We start from the raw sequence: 26,448 nt of genomic DNA on the forward strand, positions 1-26,448 counted from the left end.
GGTGTCAGTTCCCATGTGTCCGTACTAATAAGATTACAATTAGTAACACCGGGTGTATGGTCTAGTGCGTTGGTGAAGAAACACTTCGAGAATGGTGTGTTAGTCAGACGAGAGCCCAAATCACAATGCATGCCATACAGCGTCAGGACCTTCGATTGGGTCTTATCAGGAGTAGTCGTAGCAGGAGTCTCAGACAAGGTCGTCCCATCGATCGCATAAGCCACGTCTCTGCTGCACGGACCTTGCGCGGTAGTATCCTTACACGCGGTGATACGTGGATTGAGTACAACAGGATGCATCACAGCGGTGGCGCTCCCTGTCCATATTGACGCGACAGCCCAGATACTAGCGAGGAACTTATTCATAGAACACCAGTAGTTTGTTTCAAAAAAAGCAGGCAATCACCCCGCGTTCTGCAAGAGGTGTTTTGCCCATGTACTCCACCGGGCCTCGTATTCCCGCACCCGCAGCTCGGTCTCTGTCTTTGACAGCTTCCGATACCGGGCTTGCTCATAAAGCCGCGCGATACGTTCCCGATAGTTCTCGATTGCCCTCGGCGCTATCCAGGGCCCTTCGGGGGCATACCACACCCCCAGCCAGTCAAAGCCATTTTCAATTCTCCCCAGTTGTGTTTTATTCGGGTGTGCCTCAAAACCGCCCAGGTCAAAAAACTCATGCAGACGTTTAATTGCCTTGCGTAAATGCCACCGCGTTTGGGTGAAAATAATAAAGTCGTCCATATAGCGGGCATAAAAGAGGTCCTCCCTGCCACCAAAATAATGGTCAACATGCCGTAATAGACTGCCGCCAATGAGCGGGCTCAGTGCGCTGCCACGACAAATGCCTTTCTCCGGCGTGTGTATCTCACCGCCGTCCTCAATGCTGTAATGGAGCCATTGCAGGCACAGGTCCCGGCAGACCCTGTTGTGGACATGCCATTGCAGTTGCCCTGCCACCTGAGGCTTTAAAATATGCCGGTAATACCCCCGGATATCCGTACGGTACACATACCGCCATTCCCCATTGCGCCAGGCCGAGGAAACCTGCTGCGTCGACCCGCTGACGCCGCCGTGCCCCCTCAGGTGATGGCAATCCCGGGGGCGGGGCAGGTGCGCCTCAATGCACATAGCCACCCACTTCAGCACCAGGGCATCATGGGCAGACCACTGCACCCAGCACCTGTGCCGCCGCCGATAAACCTGCATCGGTGACAGCCGGTACTCCCCTGCCAGCACCCTGTTTAGCCACCGGACCTGCTGCTGCGGCCACCTGAACCGCAAGTCCCAGATATCGGCATTGACCGGCGCATGCTGTCGGCGCTGACACAACCACCGATACGCCTGTTCCCAGTGTTGTGCTGCTCCGTCCCACGGGATATCCCTGTCGCCCTCGCGTGAGACAGGCCCCTTATTCATATTCCAGGTTGAACGTCGCCGTGGCGGTAAACGGCCCACGCCCTATCGTTTTGTTGGTAATCGCCTGAGGCTCACCCTGCACATAGGCCTTCAAGGCAATCACGTTCCCCCCAGGCTGCAGCACCATCTTGCTACTGGCCTTGTTGAGGGGCAGCGGTCTGGCCTGCATTGTCTCCAGGCCTATCGCGATACCCGTCGCCCCGCCCCCCCCGTCAATGGCCAGCAGGCCCGGCAGGGCCGCGTTCTCCGTCCCTTTGAAGGTAATCGTCACCGTGTTGCCCAAAGACAGGTCGCACTCCGCCAGCGGTATTTCGAACGCCTGCCCCAACGTGCGGGTGTTCAGGTACAGGTACTTGTCGATAATCGTCCCAAAATCCAGCCGGATATCGTCATCCCCCGGCGCAATCACGCACGGCTCGGCCACCAGGGCGCCGTACAGGTGAACGTTGTTCTCCCCGGCGGCCCCCGCGGGTGACGTCATCAGCGCTGCAAGCAGCGGAGCCAGACCCCCTCCTCTCATAGCCCGGCCAAAATAGTGCCCCGTTTTGCGTTCCATCTCACACTCCTTATTGATAGTCGGCACGCAGTGTTGCCCAGGCCTCAAAGGCCCCTTCAGTCAGGGTCGTGCCTGCTTTCTTCACCGGCACGGCCTCCAGACGCGGCGGTCGGGTACGGTCGATGTTCAACGTGCTGTTCGGGGTAAAGGGTTTGTCGTTCTGGTAAATCCGAATACCCAGATTGTCCTTGCTGGTCAGCAGCGCCTCGCTGTCGAACGCCGCCGCGTTGCCACTCAGGCTCAGCGTCAGGGCCCAGCCGGCGCTGACGGCCCCCGTGCAGGTTATCTGGTAGTTCATCACCTGGCGGTAGTTCGCACCATCCACCTTGGTGATGCCTACCCGTTCGCCGAAGTTCACCTCGACCCGGTTACCATCGTTGATGGTGCATGGCGGCGGCTCTATCAGCGTGCCGTGAAACGTCATTTCCGCTTCGCCGTCCTTTGCCTGTGCCCCCGCGATGCCCATCAGGCAGCCGGTCAGCAACAGGGTATGTACTATCCTTGGGGTTGTGCTCACACTCAGCTCCGTCACTGGTAGTCCACTTTCATCGTGGCCGTGGCCGCAAACTCACCGCCCGTCAGGGTCGCTCCGCTCTGCTTGACCGGCACGGCCCATAATTCGGGCTTGTTCGGGTAAGTGAAGTTCAGCGCGGTGTTGATGGGCAGCTTGTTGCTCCCCTGCAACAGCTTGATGCCCAAGCCCGCCTTGTCGCTTCTCAGTACAGTTCCGTCAAACGCCGCGCCATTGCCCTGCACCTGCAGTTTCATCGCGTTGGCGGACGCACTCCGACAGTCCAGCGTGTAATTCACCGGCATACGGTAGTTATTGCCGTCCACGCGGGTGGTCATCACGTCGCCGAACTCCACCGTGATGGTCTTGTTGTCATTGACGGTACACGGCGGCGGGGCAACCACCGTGACCTTTATGGTAATGGTGGCCGTATTGGACGCGCCCGCCCTTAGCGGCAAGGTGACCAGTACCCCGCACAATAAGCAGGCCAACGTCCGGTATCGCAGTGTTCCGTTCATGGCTGCCTCAGTCATAACTCAGATGAAAATCCACCACGGCCCGATAACGGCCCGCAACCAGTCCGGCCGGAGTACGCTCTGCCGCCACGCGATATGTTAACGCGTCCTGCCCCGGCGTCAGCAGCAGCGGGGCTCCCCGGCTGCCCAGACGCACGTCGCGGCCGTGCTCGTCCTCCAGGCGCAAGCCCAGTCCCGAGACGCCCTGGGCTTTCACCAACTGCGGGTTGTCCGCATCGCGCACGCCGTTAAAGCTCACCGTCACCGCCGGCTGGTTGCTTGCCCAGGTCAGGCCGCCCGTGCGCCCATCCCGGCTGCCGGCCGGGCTGCGCAGGCAATCCCTCAGCCGCAGCTCGAACTGCACCGGTGTGCCCCGGGCGCCCAGGGTCTGCAAGCGCCCCGTAGCCGTCTCGCCGAGTGCAATGTCCTGACGGGCACTGGTCATCTCCAGCCGGCAGGCGCTCTCGGTCAGTGCCCCGTGCACATACAGGGTGCCGTAGCTACCTTCGATATCCGCCCCGGCCTGCGCCGCTGGCAGCAGGCACAGCATCATGCCCAGTGTGAGCGGCACCATCAGCGCCAGTCCGCCCAGCGTGCCGTAATATTTCAGGTCGTCTGACCAAACGGGGCCCTGCCGGTCCCTGCCCGTCTCGTGTGTCATACCCATTCCTTTTCTCCCTCGCCTTGCCGCTCTTCGGCCACGGTTATCCGGTTACGCCTGTTTTTCCGGCGCGACGGTGCAGGTAGTGCCGTTGCAGCGGAAGCTCAGCTGCGGCCGGCCGCCGTAGTCGTTGACATAGGTCAGCACCGGGCTGGCCCCCACGCTGGCGGCACTCACCGTCAGCGGCAGACTGCCCTTCGGCGGCACCATCATCGGTTCGAAGCCCTTGATACCGGCATTTTTGTTGCTGCCCGCATCCACTATCGTGACGTAGTAGGGGGTCGGGTTGTTGACCACGTATTTGTCCCCCTGCTTCGTCAGCGTCAGTTGTTCCTGCGGCGGCGCCCCGTTCTTGTCCATCGCAATCCCTGCCGGGCGGTAGAACAGCTTGATTCGGGTCTGCAGGGCAATCTGCAGCGTGTTCGGCTTGGTGCTCTTCGGCGGAATTTCCCGCAGGTTGAAGTAGTACAGCGTCTCCCGGTCTTGCTTGAGCAGCTTCGCCGCCGGCAGGGCCTGGATTTTCACCTGGCTCGGCTTGCCCGGCTCGATGCGCTGCACCGGGGGCAGTACCGTCAACGGGCTCTGAATTTTGTTACCCTTCTCGTCCTCAATCCAGCCCTGCGCCAGGTACGGCAACTGCTTGTTCTGGTTGCTGACGTTCAGGCTCACCGAGTTCTGCCCCCCGTCAAACACCACCCGGGTCCGGTCCAGCGCGATGGCGGCCTGCGCCTGCGGCACCACCAGAGTACCCAGCAGCAGTACGGCAAGCGCCCCCGGCACGGCGGGCGTTCGTAAAAGAGCGGCATTCATGTTCAACGAGTTATTACGCATTTTTTTCTTCCCCGGCCTCCACGGCCGCTTTCAACAGGGTTTCAGTTAACGCAGGCCCACGCGTTTTATCCGGAGCCTGATGTGTCGGATGGCACGGCAGCAGCAAGGTGTTCATCAGCATGTCCGCCGGTAACGGCGTCGGCATCCGCACTTCACACTGCGCCGCCCCGTCCCAGTGCACCGTCATGGTTTCACCGGCGTTGATGCCGCTCAGGTAGACGCTGCCGCCGTCGTTGACCAGGCCGGTTTCCTGTTTGCGTGCGTTCAGCACCCTTGCCCCAAACGGCGGTTCGCTGCCGTCGGCCAGTTTGATGACCGCCATCGCCTTGGCCCCCGCAATCACCTCAAACTTGCGGTAACCAATCGCCCCTTCGGTCAAGGTGGCCTGGACCACCGATGTGGTGGCCTCGGCGTTGTCACCCAGTTGATTCAAATCGATGCTGGCCTTGTTGCGGTAGTAGCTGCTCACGTCACCAATGACCGCCTTGCCCCAGGCATTGGTCTTGCTGCTCCTGCCATAGCCACGTACCGGCACCTCCGGTACCCCCTGGGTGTCAATCAGCATCCGGGTACCGCCCGCCATCCCGGCGCGGTGCAATGCCCCGCCTTCAGCCGTCATCGTCATCCCGCCCTGCATTGACATGCCGAAGGCGCTGTAGCGATCTTGTTGATAACTGGCGTTGGCACTCATACGCGTCGTGTCACCCTCGTGGTTGTAATACCCACTCACGTTGGCCCCACTGCGCGACGTCCCGGCGTTAAGCTGGTAGTTGTTGTGCTCGTCAATCCGCTCCGAGTAACCGACCCGGTGGGTGGTGTCATTACGATTGACCGAGGTGTTATAACTGACGGTCGAGCTGTTATCCCACGGCATCGACAGCGACAGGTATCCCCCGTCGTCATGGGTACCGTTATAGGTGTTGCGGTACGCCGACAGCGACAGGCTCAGGTTACGGAACCGCCCGACGTCGAAATAGCGCGACACCGTCAGGTTGTAGCGGTCGTTGGCCGGCCGGTCCCAGTAGGTCTCATGGCTGTAGTTGAGGTAGCTGCTCAGCCCCCAGTCCCGGAAGTGCTTGTTAAAGGTGATGGTGTACATCTCCTTGCCGTTGCCGGTACGGGTGCCGTAGTACCGCGCATCGAGGTACTCGCTCATGCTCATGAAGTCCTGCTCCGAGAAGCGGTAGCCGGCGAACGTCACCTGGCTGTCTAACTCGTCGAAATTCTTCGAGTAGCTCAGGCGGTACGATCCGCCACTGAGCGTGCCGCCTTCCTGTGGCAGACGGGCGCGCGATTGGGTCGCGTCGAACGACAGTGCCCCGAGCGCCATCAGGTCGCGACCTACCCCGAGCGAGAGGGCGTTGTAATCGCCGCCCGCCAGGGCACCGCCATACAGTGACCAACCGTTACTCACCCCCCAGGAGAACTCGCCGGTGCCAAACATGGGGCCACGCGAATGGTGCTGCCAGTCCGACGGCTTACCCGCCGCCAGCTTGAAGCGCACAGAACCCGGGCGGGTCAGGTACGGAATGTTGGCGGTGTTAACCACGAACTCCTGCACGCTGCCGTCCTGCTCTTCAACCCGGACCTTCAGTTCACCCGTCACGGCATCGTTGAGGTCCTGGATGCGGAACGGCCCCGATGCCACGGTGGTCTCGTGCAACACGCGGCCCTGCTGGCTGATGACCACTTTGGCGTTGGTTTTCGCGACCCCCACCACCTCAGGTGCATAGCCCCGCAGGTTCGGCGGCAGCATGTTGTCGTCCGAGACCAGGCTGGCCCCGGTAAAACGGAAGCTGTCGAACATGCTGGAGTCCAGGTAGTTCTCCCCCATTGTCAGCTTCGAACGCAACGCCGGCACGGCCCGGTAGGCGTAATAACGGCTCCAGTCCAGCTGTTGACGGGACGACCGCCCACTCCCGGTCTGATGGTCAAGGCTGGCCTGCCAGTCCGCACGCAGTCGCCAGGCGCCCAGGTTGGCGCCGGCCGTGCCGTTACCGCTGAGGCTGTACCCGCGCGTCCCCTGCTTCAGCTGTTGCTGGCTTCGTGCATTCACGTTGTAATCAAACAGCAACCCTGGAATACCCTCATCCCAGCGTGACGGTGGATCCCAGTTTTCATCGGTGTATTCCAGAAAGGCCTGCGGGATATTCAGATAAAGCGCATTGGTCGACAGGTCGCCCCGGACCTCCATCCCCTGCACACTGCCCTCGTCCAGACACGTGTTACCGTGCCACCAGGTCACCTTGCCGAGCACGCCTTCCTTGAACCCCAGCTCATTCGCCAGCGCCCGGGTGATACATGCCCGGCTGCCCTTCGGATCATCCTTCGGGGCATAAAAGGGAATTTGTTGCTCCGGCAGTTCATTCTTGTTGATGTGCACCACCATGCCGTAGGTACCCGGCATGATGTAACCACCACGGGAAAACTGGCTCAGGTCGATATTTTTCCGGTCGTTGACATCCAGCACATCCGTATTGAACTGTATGTCATCGGCCGCGAAAACCACTGTCATCGGCGTACTCAGCGCGAGCGAAACACACAACCCGAGCGCCTGAATACGAACCCGCTTTCCTGTCGGTGACAATCCCATATCCTTACCTTGTTATTTTAGAAACCATTGCGCGGAATATTCAGAAATAATCCAGCTTGAAACGTATCGAAGAAAAATAATCACCGGACTTGACCGCGTGATTATTGGCCACCAATTTCAGGGAATAATTCAGCTTCATATCTCCGGGAAAAATATCGGCCAACGACAATGCTTTTCCTGGCAAGACAATATTGCCTACGCCATCTGAAATCTGCAGACCAACGCCGGACGTGTCACCGTGAACACCAAATAATGTCTCTTCGGCATCACCGTCAAAGGTCACCTGGAATTGTTTCCAGCCTGTTTTTCCCGGACGCTCCAGAACACAATCAACCAGGTGGATAGAAAAGGATTTACTGCGCCCCTGGCCGTCACGAAGAATATCGGCCACGGAAATAATCCCCATATCAATACTTTGTTCGCGGCTCTCGACCGCAATGGCACAGGCCGTATCGATAATGCTTCCCTGCATATTGACCCGTCCCCATCCCGCCAGGCCAGCGGCAGCATGAGAAGAAAACGTGGCGGGAAATAACAGACAGGAAAATACGATTAACGTTTTATTATTAATGGGCATTTTCCACTCATCTCCTGGGCAATCAGTCTTAAAAAGGCATGCGGGGATCCCGCATGCACAGGCACGCCAATATTTAAAATAAAATAGAGGGAAAAATCGGACTTAGTTGTATGCCAGGGTAAAGTCAGCGACGGACTGGAAATTACCTTCGGTGATGGCGGCAGAGGCACCGTCACCCTGCATGTAGGCACCGAAGCTCAGGGTATTGTTACCGTCCTGCAGCAGCTGTTGCTTGGTCGGTTTACCCAGTTTAATCACTTCACCATCGCCCTGAGTGATGGCAATGCTGGCGCCTTTGGCCGTCCCGGTGATACCCAGCAAACCGTTGCCCGCCGCAGATTCCATCCCGGTGAAGGTGACTGCCACCTTGTTTTTCGCCGCCGGATCACCAAACGAGCAGTTTTCAAGCTGGATATTAAAGTTACGTGCTGTGGACTTGCCGCCGTTTTTCAGCGCCGCGTTGGAAATCTGACCCAGCTCAACGGTCTGATCTACAGTGTCCGGGGAAATAGAGCACGGTGCATCAATAATAGAGCCGGTGAAGGTCACTTTACCGTGTCCTTGGTCAGCAGCGTGCGCCATTGAGGCAGAGCCAAATGCGATTACCGCAGCCAGAAGTGTCTTATTCAGGTTCATTATAGTTTCCTAAGCATGATTAATGATTGATGTTTAATTCCGGACCTCGGACTGCATAATCCATTACGCAATGCACCCCGAAAGCAATAAAAAAGTGACGATTCGACTCACGTCACAATATCAAAATAGATCCAGAGCAAGAACAAAGGACACCCTCGTTCTGAAATCAATTATTGCAAGAAAGTACATTTAGACCAAATATTTTCATCAGGATATAACAAAAAAAATATATAAAACTAACAAGCTTTACTTTCACATTAAAAATCGAAACATCCGATCGTGATAATGATTGTTGCGATATATTATGCTGTAATTACATCAAACATCAAATCAACCGATCTGATTAGTCAAAATAAACGATATAATGATCCGTGAAATGCAGGATTGCCCCATAACCACCGAGATCTCTACCACTTTTGGGGTAGAAACATGGAGCGAAAAACATGACAAAGAGAAAAACCACTCACCAAGAAAGCCTTCGGCTACAACATGCATTACTTAATGTATTGCAACAATTGGCCCCCCCTGTAACGAACCATACGTTACCCCCGGAAAAGAGCTGGCCCTCTACGCGCCAACTGGCTATGGCCATTGATATCGGAATTTACCGAGCGCGTTATTTATTGCTCGACATGGTGAATAAAAATTATATCGTCGTCAGTGACAGTGCCATAAATAATTCACTTCGCTGGTTTCCGATTGGGAGCAATACCCCGAAACCATTTTCGGCACCGAATTACCGACAGACGCCATGACGGAATAAAACAGAATGAGGACTTCACAGTGACCTTTCTTGTCAATATTCTGATATTACAGGGGCTTTCTCTCGGAGCCCTTGGATTTTGGTGTTGGCGTATCAGAGACCGTCGCGCGATTTTCATCTCGCCTGCCCTGCGCTATTTTACGGCGGGAATGGTGATGTTAGCCCTGCCCCTGGCCTACACCACCGATGTCCGCGTGCCGGGAGCGGCATGGCGGGTTGCTGGCGCCGTGCTGGGTATCCTTTGGTTTTTTTCGTGCCTGCAGCTACGCTGGCGCCGATGCACGTTGCTCACAGTCCTCTATGGCGTGCTTCTTTTGGTTGGTATGCAGGCGATTATTGCCGGTCAGCAGTGGCTCATGCCTGATAATGCCTGGGTCCCCCTTTATGGTCACCGTATCTACGGCACCTTCTTTCAGCCCAACGTGCTTGCCAGCTTTATTGCGACCGGCGTTACCCTCATCCTTGCCTTGTTGCTGTTGCCCGGGTTGGCCTCAAAACACGCGGGGATTGAACGCGCCCGTCAGTACAGCCTCAATGCCCTGCTGGTCGTGCTCTCGGCCCTGTTGATTTGCATTCAGTCCCGGGCCGGCTGGCTGGGAGGCCTCGCCGCCGTACTGCTGCTTTTTCGTTTTGGCCGTATCACTGCCCCGAACACCGTCAATGCCGTCGCTGCCCTGACCGGTGGTGTTGCCCTGGGGAGTGCCTGGCTGCTCTCCGGAGAGGCACTGCTTCCGCTGACAGACCACTCGGGCAGCAACATGGCCCGCTGGACCATGCTGCGTGACACCCTGGCCATGATTGCCGAACGGCCTTTGCTGGGATGGGGATATGGCGGATTCGAGTACGACTTCCAGCACTTTCGCGTAAACCAGAGTCCCCCCACCCCGGTGACTGAAATTGCCCGCCATCCCCACAACGAAATCTTGCTGTGGGCCGTTGAGGGCGGAGTCGTCGGGCTGGTCGGCGTGCTCCTGATGGTCGCCGGCGCGGGAATTATCGTCCGCCAGGCGATAAAACGGGACCGCCTTGCCCTGCGCGCCGGGCATCGCATGGCCGGGGTAGCCACCGCGTTAAGTATCGCCCTGCTGCCCATGGCTATCCACAGCCTGCTGGAGTTTCCGTTCTACCTCTCGACACTGCATTTTGTCATTTTTCTGCTTTTGCTCGCCATGGCGGACAGCCTCGGCACAACTACGTCAACCCTGCCCACTCTGGCGGACAGGGCAAGCCAACGTCTGAACCTGGCCATGACGGCACTGACACTGGGTATTGCCGCACTGGCCATGGTGACCATTGAAGGGGAAGTGACGCTCACGCAAGTAGAAACATTTGGCATGGAAGATGTCACTCCCTTAACAACGTTATCTTCCCCGGCGCGTCATCTGCTTTTGGAACGTATCACCTTTGATGAACAGGTAGGCGCCCTGATGACCTACAACCGGACGCGGGATGAACAGCTGTTGGAAGGCTACAGCCGGTGGGCACAAACCTACCTGCAACACCGCATCGACAAGCACGTATATGCCAACCTGATCACCATCTTACGGCACCAGAAACACCCGGCAACGGCCGAGCATTATCGCCGTGAGGCCGCCTTGCTTTTCCCGACCGACAGGCGTTTTGCCTCCTCAGTCGATACCCCAGCACCGCAACATTACCAGGACTGGCCATGAAAAAAGCCCACATCAACATCCTGATACAGGACACCAACCAGTTTTTTGCACAGGGCCTCACCACCCTGCTGCAGACCGAGGACCTGTGCAAACACACAAACGTCACCCTTTTAACCCAGCATCAGCGCCATTTGGCCGACCTGTTTATCGTGACGGATGACTTCTCCTCTTTTCTCAACACCTGTCGGACCACGACGAATACGTATACCCGGCGGAGTATCCTGCGGATCCAGGATAACCACCGATACCGAACATATTCACACAGGCGATACGAGACCGGCATCATTAAACGGCATGACAGCATAAACACCGTGCGGCAGGTCATTGAAGCCGTCGTCAAGAAACACAATGACAGCATCATCTGCGATGCCCCGCGCATCCGCCCGACACTCACACGCAAAGAGTGCCAAGTTATGGCTGCCCTGGCGCAGGGGCTGTCAGCTAACCACATAGCCAGACTGCTCGGCGTGCACATCAAAACGGTCAGCCACCATAAATGTTCCGCCATGCGCAAGCTGGGGTTCTCGCGCAATCACGAATTATGTCTCTGGTTGAACAATCTGGACGGGTTACCGCACTGCCTCCACGACGCCGAGGCGTTGCCCCCCTATCAGAAATCGCATCAAGGTGCTCCCCGAGGGAGTATCTCCCCTCATGCCCCTTCAGCGACAGAGAGGTCTTCATGACAAACAACAACACGCCCACCCAACAGGATACGCAACCCGCATGAACACACCACTCAATCGCTCCCTTCGCGGGGGCATTCTGTTTCTCATTGCCCTCGGTGGCGTCGCCTGCCAAACCCCAAAACCCGGCACGGCTCCCGCCGGGAAACCGACCGCCACAGGCGCTACCCAGTCCGAAGAAGAGCGACTTAAACAGCGTGAGCTCGCGCAATTAACGCTGTGCCAGGAACAAATGGGGGCCTTGCGCAAGATCACCCCCAAACAACATCAGCAATACCAACAGGCATTCGACGGCCTGATGCAGGGCGCCGCACAGTATGCTCGTGTGCGTGTTCAGGTAAACGAGAATACGCAGGAAACGATGGATGCCCTATACCGCTACAAAATCAACTACCTGTGTGCCAACGTCAGTCAAGCCGTCTTGACCGGGCTTGCTGAGCGCGTTGAGCTGGGTAAAGAGGAGCCGGTTAAATGAGACTGAAAAAGTGGCGGCTTCCCACGCATTACACGGCCCTCGCGGCCCTGGTGTTGGCCGGCAGCGTCTCTGCGGACGACGGTGTGCCCGCGATATTGCAGTTTGCTGAGCAGTACCGGCAACAGGTGAGCGAAAAACCGGCCCCCCCAGAAAAAACATCCACATCGAAAGCCGTCAACACGACAAAAAAAACGGTGCATCCCGTTCGCCGGTCGGATGAACAGCCCTCCAAGGCCGCGAACGTCAACACCGGCACGCCCCATCAACTGCTGCTCGCCAGCAAGCAGCAACTGGCGCATCAACGCCTAGAACTGGAGGCGCTTCGCCAGGAGCTCAATGCGTTGCGGGCAGAAAAAACGGCAGTACCCGTTGTGGCGCCCCCCGCACACCCCGACCTGACACCGTTAAAACACTGGGTCGCCACGCTCGGCGATGCCTGGCGTGGCTCACCCGACGCACAACGCACGGCGGCCCTGCTTCGCGAGGCGAAACAGCAGACTGCGCAGGCACACAACGCGACAGTCCAGGCCAACGAACAGGTCAGGATACTCAAAGAGGCGGTGCTCAAGACCGAAGGGATACAGGCGCGGCGACTGCGTGAGACCCAGGATACCGTGCAGACCCTGCGCACCACCCTGAAAGAGGCGGAGCAGAAACAGGCGGAACTGCAAGCGAGCGCGAACCAGGCGCAAACGGAGTTGACCGCATTGCGTCAGCGAACGTCCTGGAACATGACGCCGGCGCAATTGACGCAGGAGAAAACCCGCCTCTCCTATGCGGCAGGCTCGACGCTGGGTCAGGATATCCAGACGATGATAGCGGAGCGCCAGGAATGGGGCGTCCCTGTGGACAAGATTGCCTTGTTGGCTGGCGTTGTCGACAGCGTCTCGGGGCACCTGCAATTGCCACAGGAACAACTGACCCAACTCGTGGCAAAAGCCGATGCCACCGCCAATGCAGCGCGTGATAAACGGCATCAGGCGCAAAGCCTTCAGGATGACGTCTACCTTGCCAGGTTCAAAAAACAGAAAGGGGCGACCCAGTCTCCCTCGGGGTTCTGGTATCGAATCGATTATGCTGGCGACAGTGCACTGGCAAAGGAGGCAATCATTGACGTGGTGGTAAAAGAAACCCTGACCGACAACACCGTCATTCAGGACATGGAGCTCAACGGAAAGGTCCTCTCACAACCGCTTGCGGCTTTCCCGCCGCTGTTCAGGGAGGCGATAGGCTACCTGCGCAATCATGGTTCACTGACCCTGGTCGTGCCGCCCGCCCTGGCCTATGGAGAAACCGGGTATCCGCCCAAAGTGCCCCCCAACGCGACCATGGTCTATACGTTGCGTATTGACAATAGCCATGTCCCCGAATAACGCCGTCGGTGACAATGCACACTCATCACGGCACATCCGATAGCCCTCGCTTTTCCGAGGGCTATCGGATGATGACGCTATCGCGCCCGGGCAAGCCCGGGACGTTTTAAGCGGGAGCGGCCATTCGGTGGGTTCCGCACTGAACGCATCATGAAGTGTGGCCTCAAACGGTCTATTCTCCCTGGCGTCCCCACCAATAACGCGCGTGATGTGTAATGCCTCCCGAATTATCTGCCCACAGGGTGCCAATACAACAACGCGCGAGCCGGTCTGTTACCGTTCTATTGTGATCCTCACAAGTCCCGGACAGTGGCATATTAACGGAAAACAGAAGGGGAATTATCGAACACAGAGAGTAACCGAAGAAGAGATGAAACTAAAATATAGATTTTTATCTATATTCGTGATGCAGGATATTGAAAATAACATATAAAAATAAAAAGTCACTGCAATAATGATATTACCTTTTGTTTTATAAGGACATTTCATGTCATGAATTCATAAGATATATGCATGAATGTAAAGACCATATGTTTTATAATGCCTTCCTGAGTAAGAAAACGTGTCAATACTCAGTAAGAAAACACCACGCTTTCGATTTTTAACTTCAGGCTATGAATTAATTTCATCGAAAACAGGGTGACGTACCTTTCTAGTTAATTACGTAAACATCACATTCCATGACATGGAACTGGAGTCAATATGGGTCACAAAATACTCTCTCTGACATTACTGGCCACCGCATTAAGTTCATCCTCAGCGTTTGCCGATAATACCTCCTCGGGCGGGATAATCTCTTTTTCAGGGGCAATAACTGACACCACCTGTACAATCAATGGAGGTAAAAGCGCTGATTTAACCGTCGCGCTTAGCCCTATATCCATCACCGATGCAGGTGATGTTGTTGGGCCTATCACCAAAAACAAGAAATCATTTTCCTTGACATTCTCTAATTGCGCGCCAGGTCTTGGTGAAGCGGATCAGCGACTAAAAATATATTTCTCATCCGCAGATAATATTTCTAACGACGGGAAATACCTGCTCAATGATACGGTCAACGAAAATGATGCCACAGTAGCAAAAAATGTCGGGTTCTCCCTGGCTAAAACAACGTCATCCACCCCCATCCCATTGAATCAGCCTTTTATCACTGATATCAAAGGTGACAGTTCCGACCCCAACTCGGAAACGTTAACATTGGATGCATACTATTACAAAACCAATACGGCAACGGCAAAAGTCGGGGCCTTACATTCTAATATCACGTACACCATTTCTTACCTGTAATTTCATTATCCGTCGGGCTCACAGGATGAGCCCGACAACCGGGAGTATTATGATTAAATATATGTTACTCGCAGGGATGGCTTTGGCCATAGGGCAAGCCGATGCTAATGTCGTGATAAACGCGACCCGTGTCATTTATCAGGAACCCAACAAAGACGTTATTGTTCAACTGATCAATAATGGAGATACACCTTCACTTATTCAATCCTGGCTCGATGATGGCGATATTGGCTCCACACCAGAAACCGCTAACGTACCATTTTTACTGTCACCTCCGGTTGTTAGAATTGCAGGCAGAAACGGACAACAACTGCGCATAAAAAAGAGCTCGACACCACATGTTAACGATCGCGAGTCCGTTTTTTATTTAAATGTTCTTGATATCCCTCCCGTACCAGAAAATATGCGGGGTCTCAATACACTTCAACTTGCCGTCAAGTCACGGATCAAACTGTTTTATCGACCTGCGGGGCTAAAAATACGCCCAGAAAAGATGACCGATAATATTTCCATTTATGCCCAAGGCACTCAACTCACCATCAAGAATGACAGTCCTTATCATTTCACCTTGGCCAATATTGACCGAACGGATCATAAGAAACTGCTTAGCGATGCCACCATGGTTGCGCCTTTTTCTCACGCCATCGTCAAAAGCAAGGCCGCAATAAAGAAAAATGAGCGCCTCTCCGTGATATATGTTGATGACTTTGGCGCTTATAAAGAAAAAACTCTGACGTCTCATTGATAAGGTTAATCAACAATGATGATGAAAAATAATATTACCCCGCTTCTGGCCTTCGTTGCGCTGGCGCTCACGAACAGGGCTCTGGCAATTGAATTTGATACCCGCTTATTAGCCGGAGCATCGAGGGAGGCCGATCTCTCGCGCTTTTATCGTCAGTCTGATTTGCCCCCGGGGCTGCATACCTTTGACATTTATGTGAATGGCACCTGGAAAGGCCGCTTCCCCTTACTATTCGGCGATGACCCACACGACATCACGTTACGCTATCGCGATGCCACATTGCTGGGCATCGACTTGTCGGCATTATCCGGACGCCCTGCCTCACAGCGCATATCCCTCAATGCACTACTTCAGGGCGGGACTTTCCAGCAAGAAACCGCGACTCTCAGCCTTCGATTGCAGGTCCCCCAAGCGTATATTCTCCACGCAGAGAAGGGCTATGTTAACCCGCAACTCTGGCAGCAAGGGGAATCAGCCTTACTGCTCTCATATAATACGACCTACTACCATTCCCGGTTTAAACTCGGTGAACAAACCGCCCGGGATGACCTGTACAGCGGTGTGAATAGCGGATTGAATATCGGGGGATGGCAGTTTCGTGATAACAGTACGTTTTCTCATCATTCTGACCGAGGCAGTCAATGGCGAAACAATACCCGTTATCTGCAACGTAGCTTTTCCTCCTTCACCTCCACACTGACCGGCGGTGATTTCTACTCGCCCGGTAACCTCTTTGACTCTCTCCGTTTGCGAGGGATAGCGCTGGCTTCCGATCTCAATATGTTGCCCAATTCTCAACAAGGGTTTGCCCCGGTTGTGCAGGGGGTCGCGCAAACCAACGCGCTGGTCAAAGTGCTTCAAGGGGGGAACGTTATTTATCAGGAAAATGTGCCGCCTGGCGCCTTTACCTTCAACAGCATTCAGCCCACGGGATCCGGTGGAGACCTGGTCGTTGTCGTAAAAGAAGCGGATGGCAGTGAGCAATCCTTTACCGTCCCCTTCTCTTCCGTACCGAACATGTTGAAGCAAGGTGTGAGCCGTTATGATGTTGTCGCTGGTAAGGTTAAACAAAGTCACACCCACTATGAACCGACGTTCCTTCAGAGCTCGCTGCAATACGGGGTAAATAATCTGGTCACCGGTTATGCCGGGATCCTGTTCAGCGACGACTATCGTGCTTACCTGCTCGGCAGCGGCTGGAATCTGCCCATTGGCGCCCTTTCCGTCGACATCACCCAGGCGAATACACACCTCTACGGGCGTAACGAAAAGGGACAAAGCTACCGTATTGCCTACAGCAAATACCTGGATACCACGGCAACCAATTTTACTCTGGCGGCATACCGGTATTCGACCCGGGGTTATTACAGCTTTACTGATGCTCTCTATGCCCACGATGGCTATCGTCAATACTCTGATGACGCGGCCAAAGCGTCGACTGCCGGCGATGGCCTGACCCCGTCTTTGGATATGAATACGTTGGACGGCTTGCGTTCCGCACGTCCCCGCAATACTTTTAGCCTGAACCTGAATCAACGACTCGACGATAACCTGGGCACCCTCTTTTTCTCCGGAACTCAGCGTGATTACTGGAACGAACCGGGTCACAGCAGGGAATACCAGTTAGGGTACTCCAACGCATTGGGCCCTGTAGATTATAATGTGTCTGCGAGTCGGATCCGCAATACCCACCACAATGAGGAAACCCGCTATTACATGTCGGTCGCTATTCCCTTTGATGCCTTCGGCAAGTCCGCCTATTTAAGCAGCAGTCTGGCCATGACTGACCGCCGTTACCAACAAAGTCAGCTCAGCATCAGCGGCGTATCCGGCGATGCCAACCAACTCAGTTATACCCTGTCCGGCGCCAATCAACCTGGCGGCAACAATATGGCCAGTGTGAACACTCAGTACCGCACCCCGCTGTCTACGCTGGGCGGCTCCTACAGTGAGGCAACTTCTTATCGACAAGCCGGCTTGAGTGCACGCGGCAGCGTGGTAGCCATTCCTGGACACCTGCTCGCCGCCAATGAGACTGGACACACCCTGACCATCATTGACGCCCCTCAGGCATCGGGCCTGATGGTCAATGGGGACAGCAGTATCCTCACCAACAAACAGGGCCTGGCCCTGGTACCTTATGCAACACCTTATCGTCAAAACTCACTCACCCTGTCTGATACCCCCGAGTCATCCGGAGCAGAAATAATCAATAACATCGGCTATACCGTTCCCTTCCGTGGGGCCGTAAACCGCGTCATATTTGCCACCGACCAACGCCAATCCTATACCCTGAAAGCCACGTTCCCAGATGGGTCTCCTTTGCCTTTCGGTGCCGAGGTTGTCGATCATGCGGGAGAGCCCGTCGGTTATATCGGCCAAAGTAGCATTCTGCATATCAAAATGGCGCAACCGCCCTCCTCTCTCACCGTAAAACTCAATAAACGCGATACAAAAGAATGCGTCATCACGGTGACATCCGCGGTGTTTACTCCATCGACATCCCTTTGCCATTAATCTCGGATCTGCGGTCCTTATGAAAATCATCTATTTTTCTCTATTTATCTCCACGCTGTATGCCGGCGATATCCACGCGAAATGCTACGGTAATTCTCTGGTGACAGCCCCCCCTATTACCATTGACCTATCTGATAAAATCAATGAAAACAACCCGGAATGGTCTGGACAAGTTCACACTCAATTCTCCGGCCTGTTTAATTGCAATAGTCGCAATAGCCGCTTAGGGTATTTCTCCCCCATCGATGACACGTCAAAAAATACCCTTACCGTCGGGTTTTCCGACGGTAAACACTGGGTGAGAATACAAACATCAGCACCAGAAAGAAAAGAGATCACTCTCCCGGAAAAAGGTGAACATTCCGCCACGGAGTTGAATATTGGCTATACCATTAAAGCCGCCTTGGTAAAGAAATCAGGGAGTACCACCGCAGCGGAACATTATTATATCGATAACTCCATGATGGTTTCAGACTGGACGGGCATGACACTCTGGGAAATCATTACCTGGCCCATCGTCCAGGCGGGAAAATTTTTATCCTGGCTGCTGGGCAATGGATGGCCGACAGACCAGCGTGATATGTATATGCAACCTGTCAATATTATCTACAAACCGAAAGCCACAACCTGCTCGTTTGAAAATGCAGGATTGATGGTTAAATTACCCCGATTAGGTCTTGCCCAGTTAGCCGATCAACATCGTCCTGGATATACCCCGTTCAGTTTGAATATGCGCTGCGATAACCGACTGGAGAACGGCACCACCGATCGTGGTATTGACATGTTTTTATCAAGCAATAACCTGCTGGCTTCCGATAGTAGCGTAATGATAGATACTGGCGTGGATTCAGCAAAAGGAATAGGTATTCGTCTGGTACAGGCCAGCCAACCAGCCCTCCCTGTTACCATGTCTTCATCCAATACCCATAAAGGCAATGCAACATCACTGTTTACTATTACGGCAGGTCATCCTCTTGAGCCTCAATTTACACTCCAGATGGGGGCTTATTATTATCCTTATAATCTCACCGCCGCAGGAAAAGGAAAAATAAGTACCACGGCCACACTGAATATCATTTACGAATAAGCAGAAAGAATAAGTCAGGGAGAGCAAGGAATATATCATGAATGAACAAGCCCAGATTGGGATAAAGCTGGACAAGGCCCTGAAAGAGGATGTGGACATCATCTTGCGGGGGTTGGGTATCAAGCCGACGATGGCCATCACGGGGCTGTATCAGTATATCTTACGCCACGGGGCATTGCCTTTTATCATCCATACCCAAGTTCATACACCGCAGACGCTGTTCGGCCATTTATTCATGGATTATAGCGTGCTGAAAAGGACACTGGGTGGGATATTGCAGCCACTGACCGACGGGGGGCGGATCAGCGAACATGAACGCATGGGGGTCATGAACATGATGCGCGAGTTTACGCTCAACCTGCGCCAGCTTGAACGGGTGCTCCCCGCGCCGGTGCGGGGGCAGCAGATAGACTGGAAAGTGGCATTCAACGGGGCTCGCAGGGCGTTCTATGTACTGGAAGCGGGCTTGAAACGTCACGACAGCGGGGGGCATTTTTTGGAGGAGGATGGGGTGATAAAGTTGACGCTGGCGCACAGGATGCTGTGTGAAGCCCAGGTTGTCCGCCGTCCATAACGGCTGACGCGGCGGGGCGGTGCCGTCCACAGCGAATTTACAGTAAAGCGGAACTGTTCACACACGGAGGAACTTTACCCCTCAGGCTGATGTTGAGAACAATCCGGTTACGGATTATATCGATAGTGATGCGGAAAATTTCCCGCCGAACTGGACAGAAACCAACATCGACGGATTTGAAACCGTTACGGAAACGTTAAGATTTGACGTGGCCAAAGACGGAAAAAGCTAATAAATATCCTCCGGCATAGCCGGAGGTTTCTCACATGCACCTTTATAAGGCTCTTTTACCAACCGCGCCCTAAACCTCGCAATGCAGGCCTAATAAAGGCATGGGCACGTACGATATGATACCCCGCGCCAGTACGATCCTACACTGGTATACGCGCTGCCTGGGCAAACACAGAACAGCCAAACTCATCAGCTAAGAGAACAATCTTATGCTCAATACAAAATGTAGTCATACCTAAGGGGGATTTTATAATGAAGTCAAAATCAGAGGGAAACCTATCTATACAAAAATAACACTTATATGTGTCTTTACAGTAAAGATGAAGACACTATTCTGCTTCTGAATTTGTTCATCGTTTCGCAGGAGAGGTTGAAGGGTACGGATCTTGAATACAGGTGCTCTGAGAATGAAACCATTACAAAATGGTTTAGCCATGCGCTTGCCAGTATCCATACCCCGGAAGCGATTGAGCTAATCAACAAGCTCTCTCACTCCGACGATCCCGGTGTCGCAAAAGAGATGACCTATCGCTTGGCAAAAATAAAGGCATAATCCTGCTTACGCCGAAAAAAGTACGGGAAGGGGAAATCCTTCATCATTTTATAAGCGAGTTATTTTACCTCCAGCAAGGCCAGAGGAGATTATGATTAGCGCTCACGCATCGCTTCGCTAGTGTACTGCCTGAGCGGGCTGAGGAAGTAGTCGATGACTCTGCGCTGCCGTGTTTTTATTTCGGCAGTGACTTCCATACCCGGCGTCAAGTTCACCCTGACACCATCAATAAGGATAAAGCTTTGCTTCATCAGGATAGTGGCAGGAAACAGTAGGCCGCGTTTTTCGTCCTGCACGGCATCATGTGACACGGTCGTGACAACACCTTCAAGATAGCCATAACGCGTGTAGGGAAATGAAGCAATTTTGATTGCAGCGACCTGTCCCTTTTTAATAAAGCCAATATCCAGATTGCCGATCATCACTTCCACTTCGACCTCTTCATTATCGGGGACAACCGCTAAGAGCGGTTGTGCTTCAGTGACCACGCCTCCTACACTGTGAATAGCCAACTGCTGGACCGTGCCGCTGACGGGGGACGTCAGCCTCAGAATATCTTTGCGCTTTTGGTTTTTGGCAATCTCCTGCTCGTATTGGGCGGTACTATCTCGCGCCTGGTTAAGTTTCTCGGTGGCATTATTGATAAACTGCGCCTCTATACTGCTCAGTTCTTGTTTTTGCACCTCAATGGCGCTGGATAATTCTTGCAGCCGGTTACGTTGAATGAAGAGATCGTTCTGTAATGACACTTTCTCCTGTTCCTGCGCTAACCATTCATGTTTAGAGGCAAACTTCTTGTCGTAAAGCCTGCGATAATCTGCAGTTTTCGCCTCCGCCAGAGCCAGCATACTAGTCGCTTTGGTTATCTGACTTTTCAAGGTCCCTATTTCATCACTTTTTTGTTGAATGAGCAGTTTCTGCTTATCGACCTGCGAAATAAACGCCTGATATTGCGAGATCAACAAAGCCTGCTCTGTCTGTTTTTGCGTTGCAGGAATATCGGACGGGGCATTGATAATGGGTCCTTCATCTCTCAACTGTTGCTGGGAGGAGGCTAACAAACGGGGGATGTGATTGTTCCCCGTTTTCCTCGGTGTGCTCTCTGATTTCAACTTCCGCCGTACGGCACTGAGTAATGCAGTGTATCTGGCCAGTGACATCCGTGCGGTATTTAGCGCCTCCTGTATTCTTTGCAACTCTGCACTGGCGGTGGTGGCGTCCAGTTCAACCAGCACCTGGCCCTGCTTGACGTGTTGGCCGTCCCTGGCGTGAATAGCTTTAACAATAGAGGGTTCGAGGGGTTGGATAATGCGCGTGCGGCCAGAGGTGATAGTTTTACCACTGGCTACGGCCACCACGTCCATATGGCCAACGACGGACCAGGCTAACGCGATGAAGACAAACAGCATGATGGCGCGCATGCTCCAACGTGGCAAAGGGGAGACAGGTGTTTCAATCAGCTCAAGATGCGCAGGCCGGAAAGCAAGCTCGTCTGCGGTACGAGCAGGAGGATCCAATTGCAGGCGGACTTTCCAAACCTCGCGGAAGGTCTGTTTATAGCGCTGAATAAAATGACGTAAACCCTCAAGCAAAAGTTTCATTACCCATCATCCTTGCTGCAAACTGTGCAGATGGGCGTAATAGCCCTCTGGCCTTGCTAATAATTCGTCATGCTGACCAATCTCTACAATTTTTCCTTTGTCCATTGCCACAATACGATCGGCATGGCGAACCGTGGAAAGGCGGTGGGCGATGATAATGACGGTGCGATTCTGGCAGATTGCGTGCATGTTTTGCATGATGGCCCGCTCGGACTCATAGTCGAGTGCACTGGTAGCCTCGTCAAAAATAAGAATGCGTGGGTCGGTAACCAGCGCCCTGGCGATAGCAATACGCTGGCGTTGTCCACCGGAAAGATTGCCCCCCTGCTCTCCAACCTGGCTGTCGTAGCCTTCGGGCAGTTCCGTAATAAAATCATGCGCGCCCGCCAGTTTTGCTGCGTTGATGACCCTCTCAAGGGCCATGCCCGGATCGGTCAGCGCGATGTTGTCGCGAAGCGAGCCGTTGAACAGCAGGTTTTCCTGCAGCACCACGCCAATCTGCCGACGCAGCCAGGCCGGATCGGTCAGGGCGAGATCATAGCCATCGATGGAAACACGCCCCTGCTCGGGCACATAAAGCCGCTGGACGAGCTTGGTCAGCGTACTCTTACCTGAACCGGAGCGGCCAACAATACCAATAGTTTCCCCAGACTTGATTTGCAACGTCAGGTTTTTGAGGATAGCCGGGCCATCAAGGTGATAGCGGAAGACGACATCTTCAAAGTGGATATCGCCCTTAATGGGCGGGAGTACCATCTTACTGGCGGGAATTTCGGTTTTACTGTTGAGCACATCACCCAGGCGTTCAACGGAGATGCCTACCTGCTGAAAATCTTGCCAAAGCTGTGCCAGGCGAATGACCGGCGCGGCGACCTGGCCGGCCAGCATGTTAAAGGCGATCAACTGCCCCACCGACAAATACCCACCAATCACCAATTGCGCACCGCCCCAGAGCGTCGCGACCACGACCAGTTTCTGGATTAGCTGCACGCCGTGTTGACCAATGTTGGCCAGGCGGGTCACTTTGAAACTGGCATTAACATAGGCGGCTAGCTGATTATCCCACTTGCGCGCCATATGCGGTTCGACGGCCATGGCTTTGATGGTCCCCATGCCTCCGACCGATTCCACCAAAAAGGACTGGTTATCTGCGCTGCGGGCAAATTTCTCGTTGAGTCGGTGGCGCAGTAGCGGCGTAATGCTGGCAGACCAGATGGCGTAGCAAGGCAGGGAAACCAGAACAATAAGCGTCAGCCAGCCACTGTAAAACAGCATGACGATAATAAAGATCGCCGAAAAGAGCATATCGAGGATGGTGGTCAGCGCCTGACCAGTCAGGAAGTTGCGAATGTTTTCCAGCTCGCGCACCCTGGCAACGGTTTCGCCCACCCTTCGAGCCTCAAAATAAGCAATGGGCAAATTCAGCATATGCCTGAAGAGCTTGGCGCCCAGCTCCACGTCAATTCTACTGGTGGTATGAGAGAACACATAATTACGTAATGCCGAGAGACCGACATCAAACAGGGTGACAATCAATAGGCCAGCGGCAATCACATTCAGCGTAGTAAAGCTGCGGTTTACCAGCACCTTATCCATCACCACCTGGAAAAAAAGCGGGGTGATTAACGCAAATATCTGCAGGACCAGGGAAACCGCCAGCACTTCGAGCAGTAACTTGCGGTATTTAACCATGGCGGGAATAAACCAGGTAAAATCGAATTTATTCAGGGCCTGGGCAATAGAGGCGCGCGAGGTCATCACCAACAGGCGGCCATCATACCGTGCGGAGAATTCCTCCATGCTCAGCACTTTGGTTTTTTGCGCGACCAGATCCTGGATCAGAACACGTTCATCTTCTACCTTGCCGACAATAAAGTGCGAACCGTTTTTGGATAACGCCAGCGCGGGCAGGTTAGCCATCGCAATACGTGCCAGAGGCTGCTTCACTATTCTGGCTTTCACGTTGAGGGACTTGGCACAAAGCAGTAGTGTGGTTTCGTTGAAATAGCCAGCCCCCTCACCGTACTGATGTATCAACTGGGGAATATCGACAAAAACACCATGAAATTGTGCCAGTAATGCCAACCCCATCAGTCCAGTATCAGGCTGTTCTTTAGGGGGGATCTCATCAGCTTGCCTGGTGTTATCAGCCTGGCTGTCCATATAAATATATCCAAAAATAAACAAAAGAAAACGGCACACAACGTAGTTGTATGCCGGAGTTAAGTCAGGTTTTATGATCTGTTATGAGACACTGCTGGCAGACAGTATCGGTGCTGACTGAGCGTTATTCTCGGGTAGGAAGCCGATCCCACCCTCCTGAGGGGCGAATGTTGCCATGGCCGTCAGCAGGCTGTTCGCCTGGTTGGCCACGGACGACTCCAGACCGAAACTGCTAGCAGGGCGCGGCATGTCATTGGCACTGTATGCAGGCTTGTCTATGCTCTCTTTCCAGGTTTTACTCTCTTTGATATTGCCCCAGACGGACTTGTCGGCAAACTCAAAGCGGGTAAAGGTCTGGCGGCTGGAATTGGTGAAAAAGCCGCGGAAGGTCATCTGGTCACCCTTATCACCCACCGTCACGATCAGATCGTATTTGCTGCGAGTAAAGCCGATCATGTCGTGGGTGATCCCCTTGCCAAACTGCACGCTGTCCTGCACCCGCCGTGCGTCATCACTGAAGATGGTGTCCTGGCCGTCGCCGAGGTTAAAGCGCAGAGTGTCTTTTTTGCCCTGCCCCTCGACATAGAGGGTGTCGTTACCCTTTCCACCCTCAATAAGGCCGCTGGCAGCAAGCAGGTTGTCATCGCCATCGGTCCCGCGCTGGTTCCATTGCGCGGTCTCGCGGATATTGCTCCAGGCGGAGCCGTCGGCAAATTCAAAGCGGGTAAAGGTCTGGCTGTTTTTATCCGCGAAGAAATTACGGAAGGTCATCTGGTCGCCCTGGTTACCGACTTTAACCAGCAGATCGCCATTTTCGGCGCGGACAAAATCGATCATCTCCTGGGTGATCCCCTTACCGAATTGCACGGTGTCCTGCACGCCGCTATATAGCAAGTCACGGCTGTAAATCGTGTCCTGGCCATCGCCCAGATTAAAGCGCAGGGTATCTTTTGAGTTAAGTTCCTGGGCAAAGATGGTGTCATTGCCCTTGCCCCCCTCAAAGATCCCGCCGCCGCGCAGCACGTCATTGCCGTCGGTACCGCGAATAGCCGGGGTGAAGTCGGTGCTCTTCCAACGAGCGGTTTCCTGAATATTGCTCCAGGCGGAGCCGTCGGTAAACTCGAAGCGGGTAAAGGTCTGGCTGCTTGTATCCGCAAAGAAGTCGCGGAAGGTCATCTGGTCGCCGCTATCCCCCACCATCACGACCAGGTTGTCCCCGCTGCGGGCAAAGCCGACCATCTCCTGGGTGATCCCCTTACCGAACTGCACGATGTCCTGCACGCCGCTATCTATCAAGTCATAACTGTAGATGGTGTCCTGGCCGTCGCCGAGGTTAAAGCGCAGGGTGTCTTTTGAACCCCATTCATCGGCATAGAGGGTGTCGTTACCCTTTCCGCCCTCAATGATGCCGCTGCCGCGCAGTCTATCATCCGCATCGGTGCCGCGAGTGACCGGGGCAAAGTCGATACTTTTCCACTGCTCGGTTGCACGGATATTTCTCCAGACGGAACCGTCGGCAAACTCGAAGCGGGTAAAGGTCTGCCTGTCTCTTTCAGCGAAGAAGCCGCGGAAGGTCATCTGATCGCCGTTATCCCCCACCGTCACGATCAGGTCGTCGACGCTGCGGACAAAGCCGACCATCTCCTGGGTGATCCCCTTGCCGAACTGCACGGTGTCCTGCACCTGATCCCAGTCATCACTGATGATGGTGTCCTGCCCGTCGCCGAGGTTAAAGCGCAGGGTGTCTTCCGACCCGAACTCCTCGGCATAGATAGTGTCGTTGCCTTTCCCGCCCTCAAAGATACCGCTGCCGCGCAGTACATCATCAGCATCGCTGCCGCTGATAACCGAAGTATCGCTCTCCCTACTTATATTATTCACAGCATCATTCTCCTTGTGGCTTACTGTATTAATAGATGTTGAAAATGCTAATCACATCTCGCCACTAGCATGATAATTTCCTCCGCGCATATCGTGATATATATAACCATGAATACTGGATGTATATTTTTATATGCTGCACTATGTTTTTTAATAGCTTTTTGCTCTGAGCGATCGGAAGGTGTGAGGAGATGAAAGCCAGCGGTGTCGCGCTGAGGGGCTGGTCACTCCGGACACAAGGTTAAGAGCATTCCCCCCAAGGATGGCGATCGCGTGAGTTTCACCACAACTCATCGTCCCATCTACACCAACAACCTCCTTTTTCGAGTGTTTCGATGGCGAAGGTTATATTTATTCCTGGCCCCTACTTCTAATTCAGCCCAGAAACATTAGCATAAAAATCTATATATTAAGATAATTTAGAATAAAAACATATATAGCCCATATTTTAAGTTATATGCAGCAAAGTAGTAGCCATGGTAATTACCTTAGTCATCGCCAAGTGGTGATCGGATAAATGAGTTTTTATTTTTTCCAATCATCT

22 protein-coding genes are annotated in these 26,448 nt (G+C 54.0%); 10 read left to right on the top strand and 12 right to left on the bottom strand.

Features of this window, described 5'->3' with window-relative positions; translation table 11 throughout:
- Window positions 1–401: 401 nt before the first annotated feature.
- From WN53_RS03675 to WN53_RS03715, 9 genes are all read right to left on the bottom strand, one after another.
- Window positions 402–1,172, bottom strand: coding sequence for a reverse transcriptase domain-containing protein (locus WN53_RS03675; protein ID WP_235166939.1), 771 nt, complete (start codon window positions 1,170–1,172; stop codon window positions 402–404).
- A 235-nt stretch (window positions 1,173–1,407) separates the two neighbouring features.
- Window positions 1,408–1,971 (bottom strand): fimbrial protein, encoded by a 564-nt coding sequence (locus WN53_RS03680; RefSeq protein WP_024483859.1) that lies wholly within the window; start codon window positions 1,969–1,971, stop codon window positions 1,408–1,410.
- A 10-nt stretch (window positions 1,972–1,981) separates the two neighbouring features.
- On the bottom strand, window positions 1,982–2,488 hold the full coding sequence (locus WN53_RS03685) for a fimbrial protein (RefSeq protein ID WP_024483860.1): 507 nt from the start codon (window positions 2,486–2,488) through the stop codon (window positions 1,982–1,984).
- A gap of 11 nt (window positions 2,489–2,499) precedes the next feature.
- The gene (locus WN53_RS03690; RefSeq protein WP_046808013.1) at window positions 2,500–3,000 is read right to left on the bottom strand and encodes a fimbrial protein; all 501 of its coding nucleotides are present in this window, start codon (window positions 2,998–3,000) and stop codon (window positions 2,500–2,502) included.
- A 7-nt stretch (window positions 3,001–3,007) separates the two neighbouring features.
- Entirely contained in the window at window positions 3,008–3,664 is a 657-nt protein-coding gene (locus WN53_RS03695) for a fimbrial protein (RefSeq protein WP_390901728.1), read from the bottom strand.
- 45 nt (window positions 3,665–3,709) lie between these two features.
- On the bottom strand, window positions 3,710–4,468 hold the full coding sequence (locus WN53_RS03700) for a fimbria/pilus periplasmic chaperone (RefSeq protein ID WP_046808420.1): 759 nt from the start codon (window positions 4,466–4,468) through the stop codon (window positions 3,710–3,712).
- Between the two features lie 13 nt (window positions 4,469–4,481).
- On the bottom strand, window positions 4,482–7,082 hold the full coding sequence (locus WN53_RS03705) for an outer membrane usher protein (protein ID WP_080949236.1): 2,601 nt from the start codon (window positions 7,080–7,082) through the stop codon (window positions 4,482–4,484).
- A gap of 40 nt (window positions 7,083–7,122) precedes the next feature.
- On the bottom strand, window positions 7,123–7,659 hold the full coding sequence (locus WN53_RS03710) for a fimbrial protein (RefSeq protein ID WP_024483864.1): 537 nt from the start codon (window positions 7,657–7,659) through the stop codon (window positions 7,123–7,125).
- A gap of 102 nt (window positions 7,660–7,761) precedes the next feature.
- Window positions 7,762–8,295 (bottom strand): fimbrial protein, encoded by a 534-nt coding sequence (locus WN53_RS03715; RefSeq protein WP_024483865.1) that lies wholly within the window; start codon window positions 8,293–8,295, stop codon window positions 7,762–7,764.
- A gap of 443 nt (window positions 8,296–8,738) precedes the next feature.
- Here WN53_RS03715 and WN53_RS27070 point away from each other — a divergent pair, with 443 nt between their 5' ends.
- The 10 genes from WN53_RS27070 (at window position 8,739) to WN53_RS03760 (ending at window position 19,475) form a co-directional block, all read left to right on the top strand.
- On the top strand, window positions 8,739–9,050 hold the full coding sequence (locus WN53_RS27070) for a hypothetical protein (RefSeq protein WP_071784946.1): 312 nt from the start codon (window positions 8,739–8,741) through the stop codon (window positions 9,048–9,050).
- A gap of 28 nt (window positions 9,051–9,078) precedes the next feature.
- On the top strand, window positions 9,079–10,731 hold the full coding sequence (locus tag WN53_RS03720; protein ID WP_024483866.1) for a PglL family O-oligosaccharyltransferase: 1,653 nt from the start codon (window positions 9,079–9,081) through the stop codon (window positions 10,729–10,731).
- Window positions 10,728–11,417, top strand: coding sequence for a helix-turn-helix transcriptional regulator (locus WN53_RS03725; RefSeq protein ID WP_024483867.1), 690 nt, complete (start codon window positions 10,728–10,730; stop codon window positions 11,415–11,417). The genes WN53_RS03720 and WN53_RS03725 overlap by 4 nt, the downstream gene beginning before the upstream one ends.
- Window positions 11,418–11,457: 40 nt before the next feature.
- A complete protein-coding gene (locus WN53_RS03730) occupies window positions 11,458–11,892 on the top strand; it encodes a hypothetical protein (protein ID WP_024483868.1) in 435 nt (144 codons plus the stop codon).
- The gene (locus tag WN53_RS03735; protein WP_024483869.1) at window positions 11,889–13,265 is read left to right on the top strand and encodes an FKBP-type peptidyl-prolyl cis-trans isomerase N-terminal domain-containing protein; all 1,377 of its coding nucleotides are present in this window, start codon (window positions 11,889–11,891) and stop codon (window positions 13,263–13,265) included. Before WN53_RS03730 ends, WN53_RS03735 begins: the two co-directional genes overlap by 4 nt.
- A gap of 702 nt (window positions 13,266–13,967) precedes the next feature.
- Window positions 13,968–14,552, top strand: a complete 585-nt coding sequence (locus tag WN53_RS03740; protein ID WP_024483870.1) for a fimbrial protein — start codon at window positions 13,968–13,970, stop codon at window positions 14,550–14,552.
- Window positions 14,553–14,601: 49 nt separating this feature from the next.
- A complete protein-coding gene (locus WN53_RS03745) occupies window positions 14,602–15,297 on the top strand; it encodes a fimbrial biogenesis chaperone (protein WP_024483871.1) in 696 nt (231 codons plus the stop codon).
- A gap of 15 nt (window positions 15,298–15,312) precedes the next feature.
- Window positions 15,313–17,814 carry a fimbria/pilus outer membrane usher protein gene (locus tag WN53_RS03750; protein WP_024483872.1) on the top strand — a complete coding sequence of 834 codons (2,502 nt, stop codon included), beginning with the start codon at window positions 15,313–15,315 and terminating at the stop codon, window positions 17,812–17,814.
- 19 nt (window positions 17,815–17,833) lie between these two features.
- Window positions 17,834–18,901: a fimbrial protein gene (locus WN53_RS03755; RefSeq protein ID WP_024483873.1), complete on the top strand. Its 1,068-nt coding sequence runs from the start codon at window positions 17,834–17,836 to the stop codon at window positions 18,899–18,901.
- Window positions 18,902–18,938: 37 nt separating this feature from the next.
- Window positions 18,939–19,475: a type II toxin-antitoxin system RelB/DinJ family antitoxin gene (locus WN53_RS03760; protein ID WP_024483874.1), complete on the top strand. Its 537-nt coding sequence runs from the start codon at window positions 18,939–18,941 to the stop codon at window positions 19,473–19,475.
- 879 nt (window positions 19,476–20,354) lie between these two features.
- Here the strand turns inward: WN53_RS03760 and WN53_RS03770 are convergent.
- From WN53_RS03770 to WN53_RS03780, 3 genes are all read right to left on the bottom strand, one after another.
- Window positions 20,355–21,860 (bottom strand): HlyD family type I secretion periplasmic adaptor subunit, encoded by a 1,506-nt coding sequence (locus WN53_RS03770; RefSeq protein WP_024485535.1) that lies wholly within the window; start codon window positions 21,858–21,860, stop codon window positions 20,355–20,357.
- A 6-nt stretch (window positions 21,861–21,866) separates the two neighbouring features.
- Window positions 21,867–23,951, bottom strand: coding sequence for a type I secretion system permease/ATPase (locus WN53_RS03775; protein WP_235166990.1), 2,085 nt, complete (start codon window positions 23,949–23,951; stop codon window positions 21,867–21,869).
- A 153-nt stretch (window positions 23,952–24,104) separates the two neighbouring features.
- Window positions 24,105–25,904, bottom strand: coding sequence for a calcium-binding protein (locus tag WN53_RS03780; protein WP_024485533.1), 1,800 nt, complete (start codon window positions 25,902–25,904; stop codon window positions 24,105–24,107).
- Window positions 25,905–26,448 lie beyond the last annotated feature (544 nt).

It is taken from the genome of Serratia fonticola, from assembly GCF_001006005.1.
In the GTDB taxonomy this organism is placed as follows: Bacteria; Pseudomonadota; Gammaproteobacteria; order Enterobacterales; family Enterobacteriaceae; genus Chania; species Chania fonticola.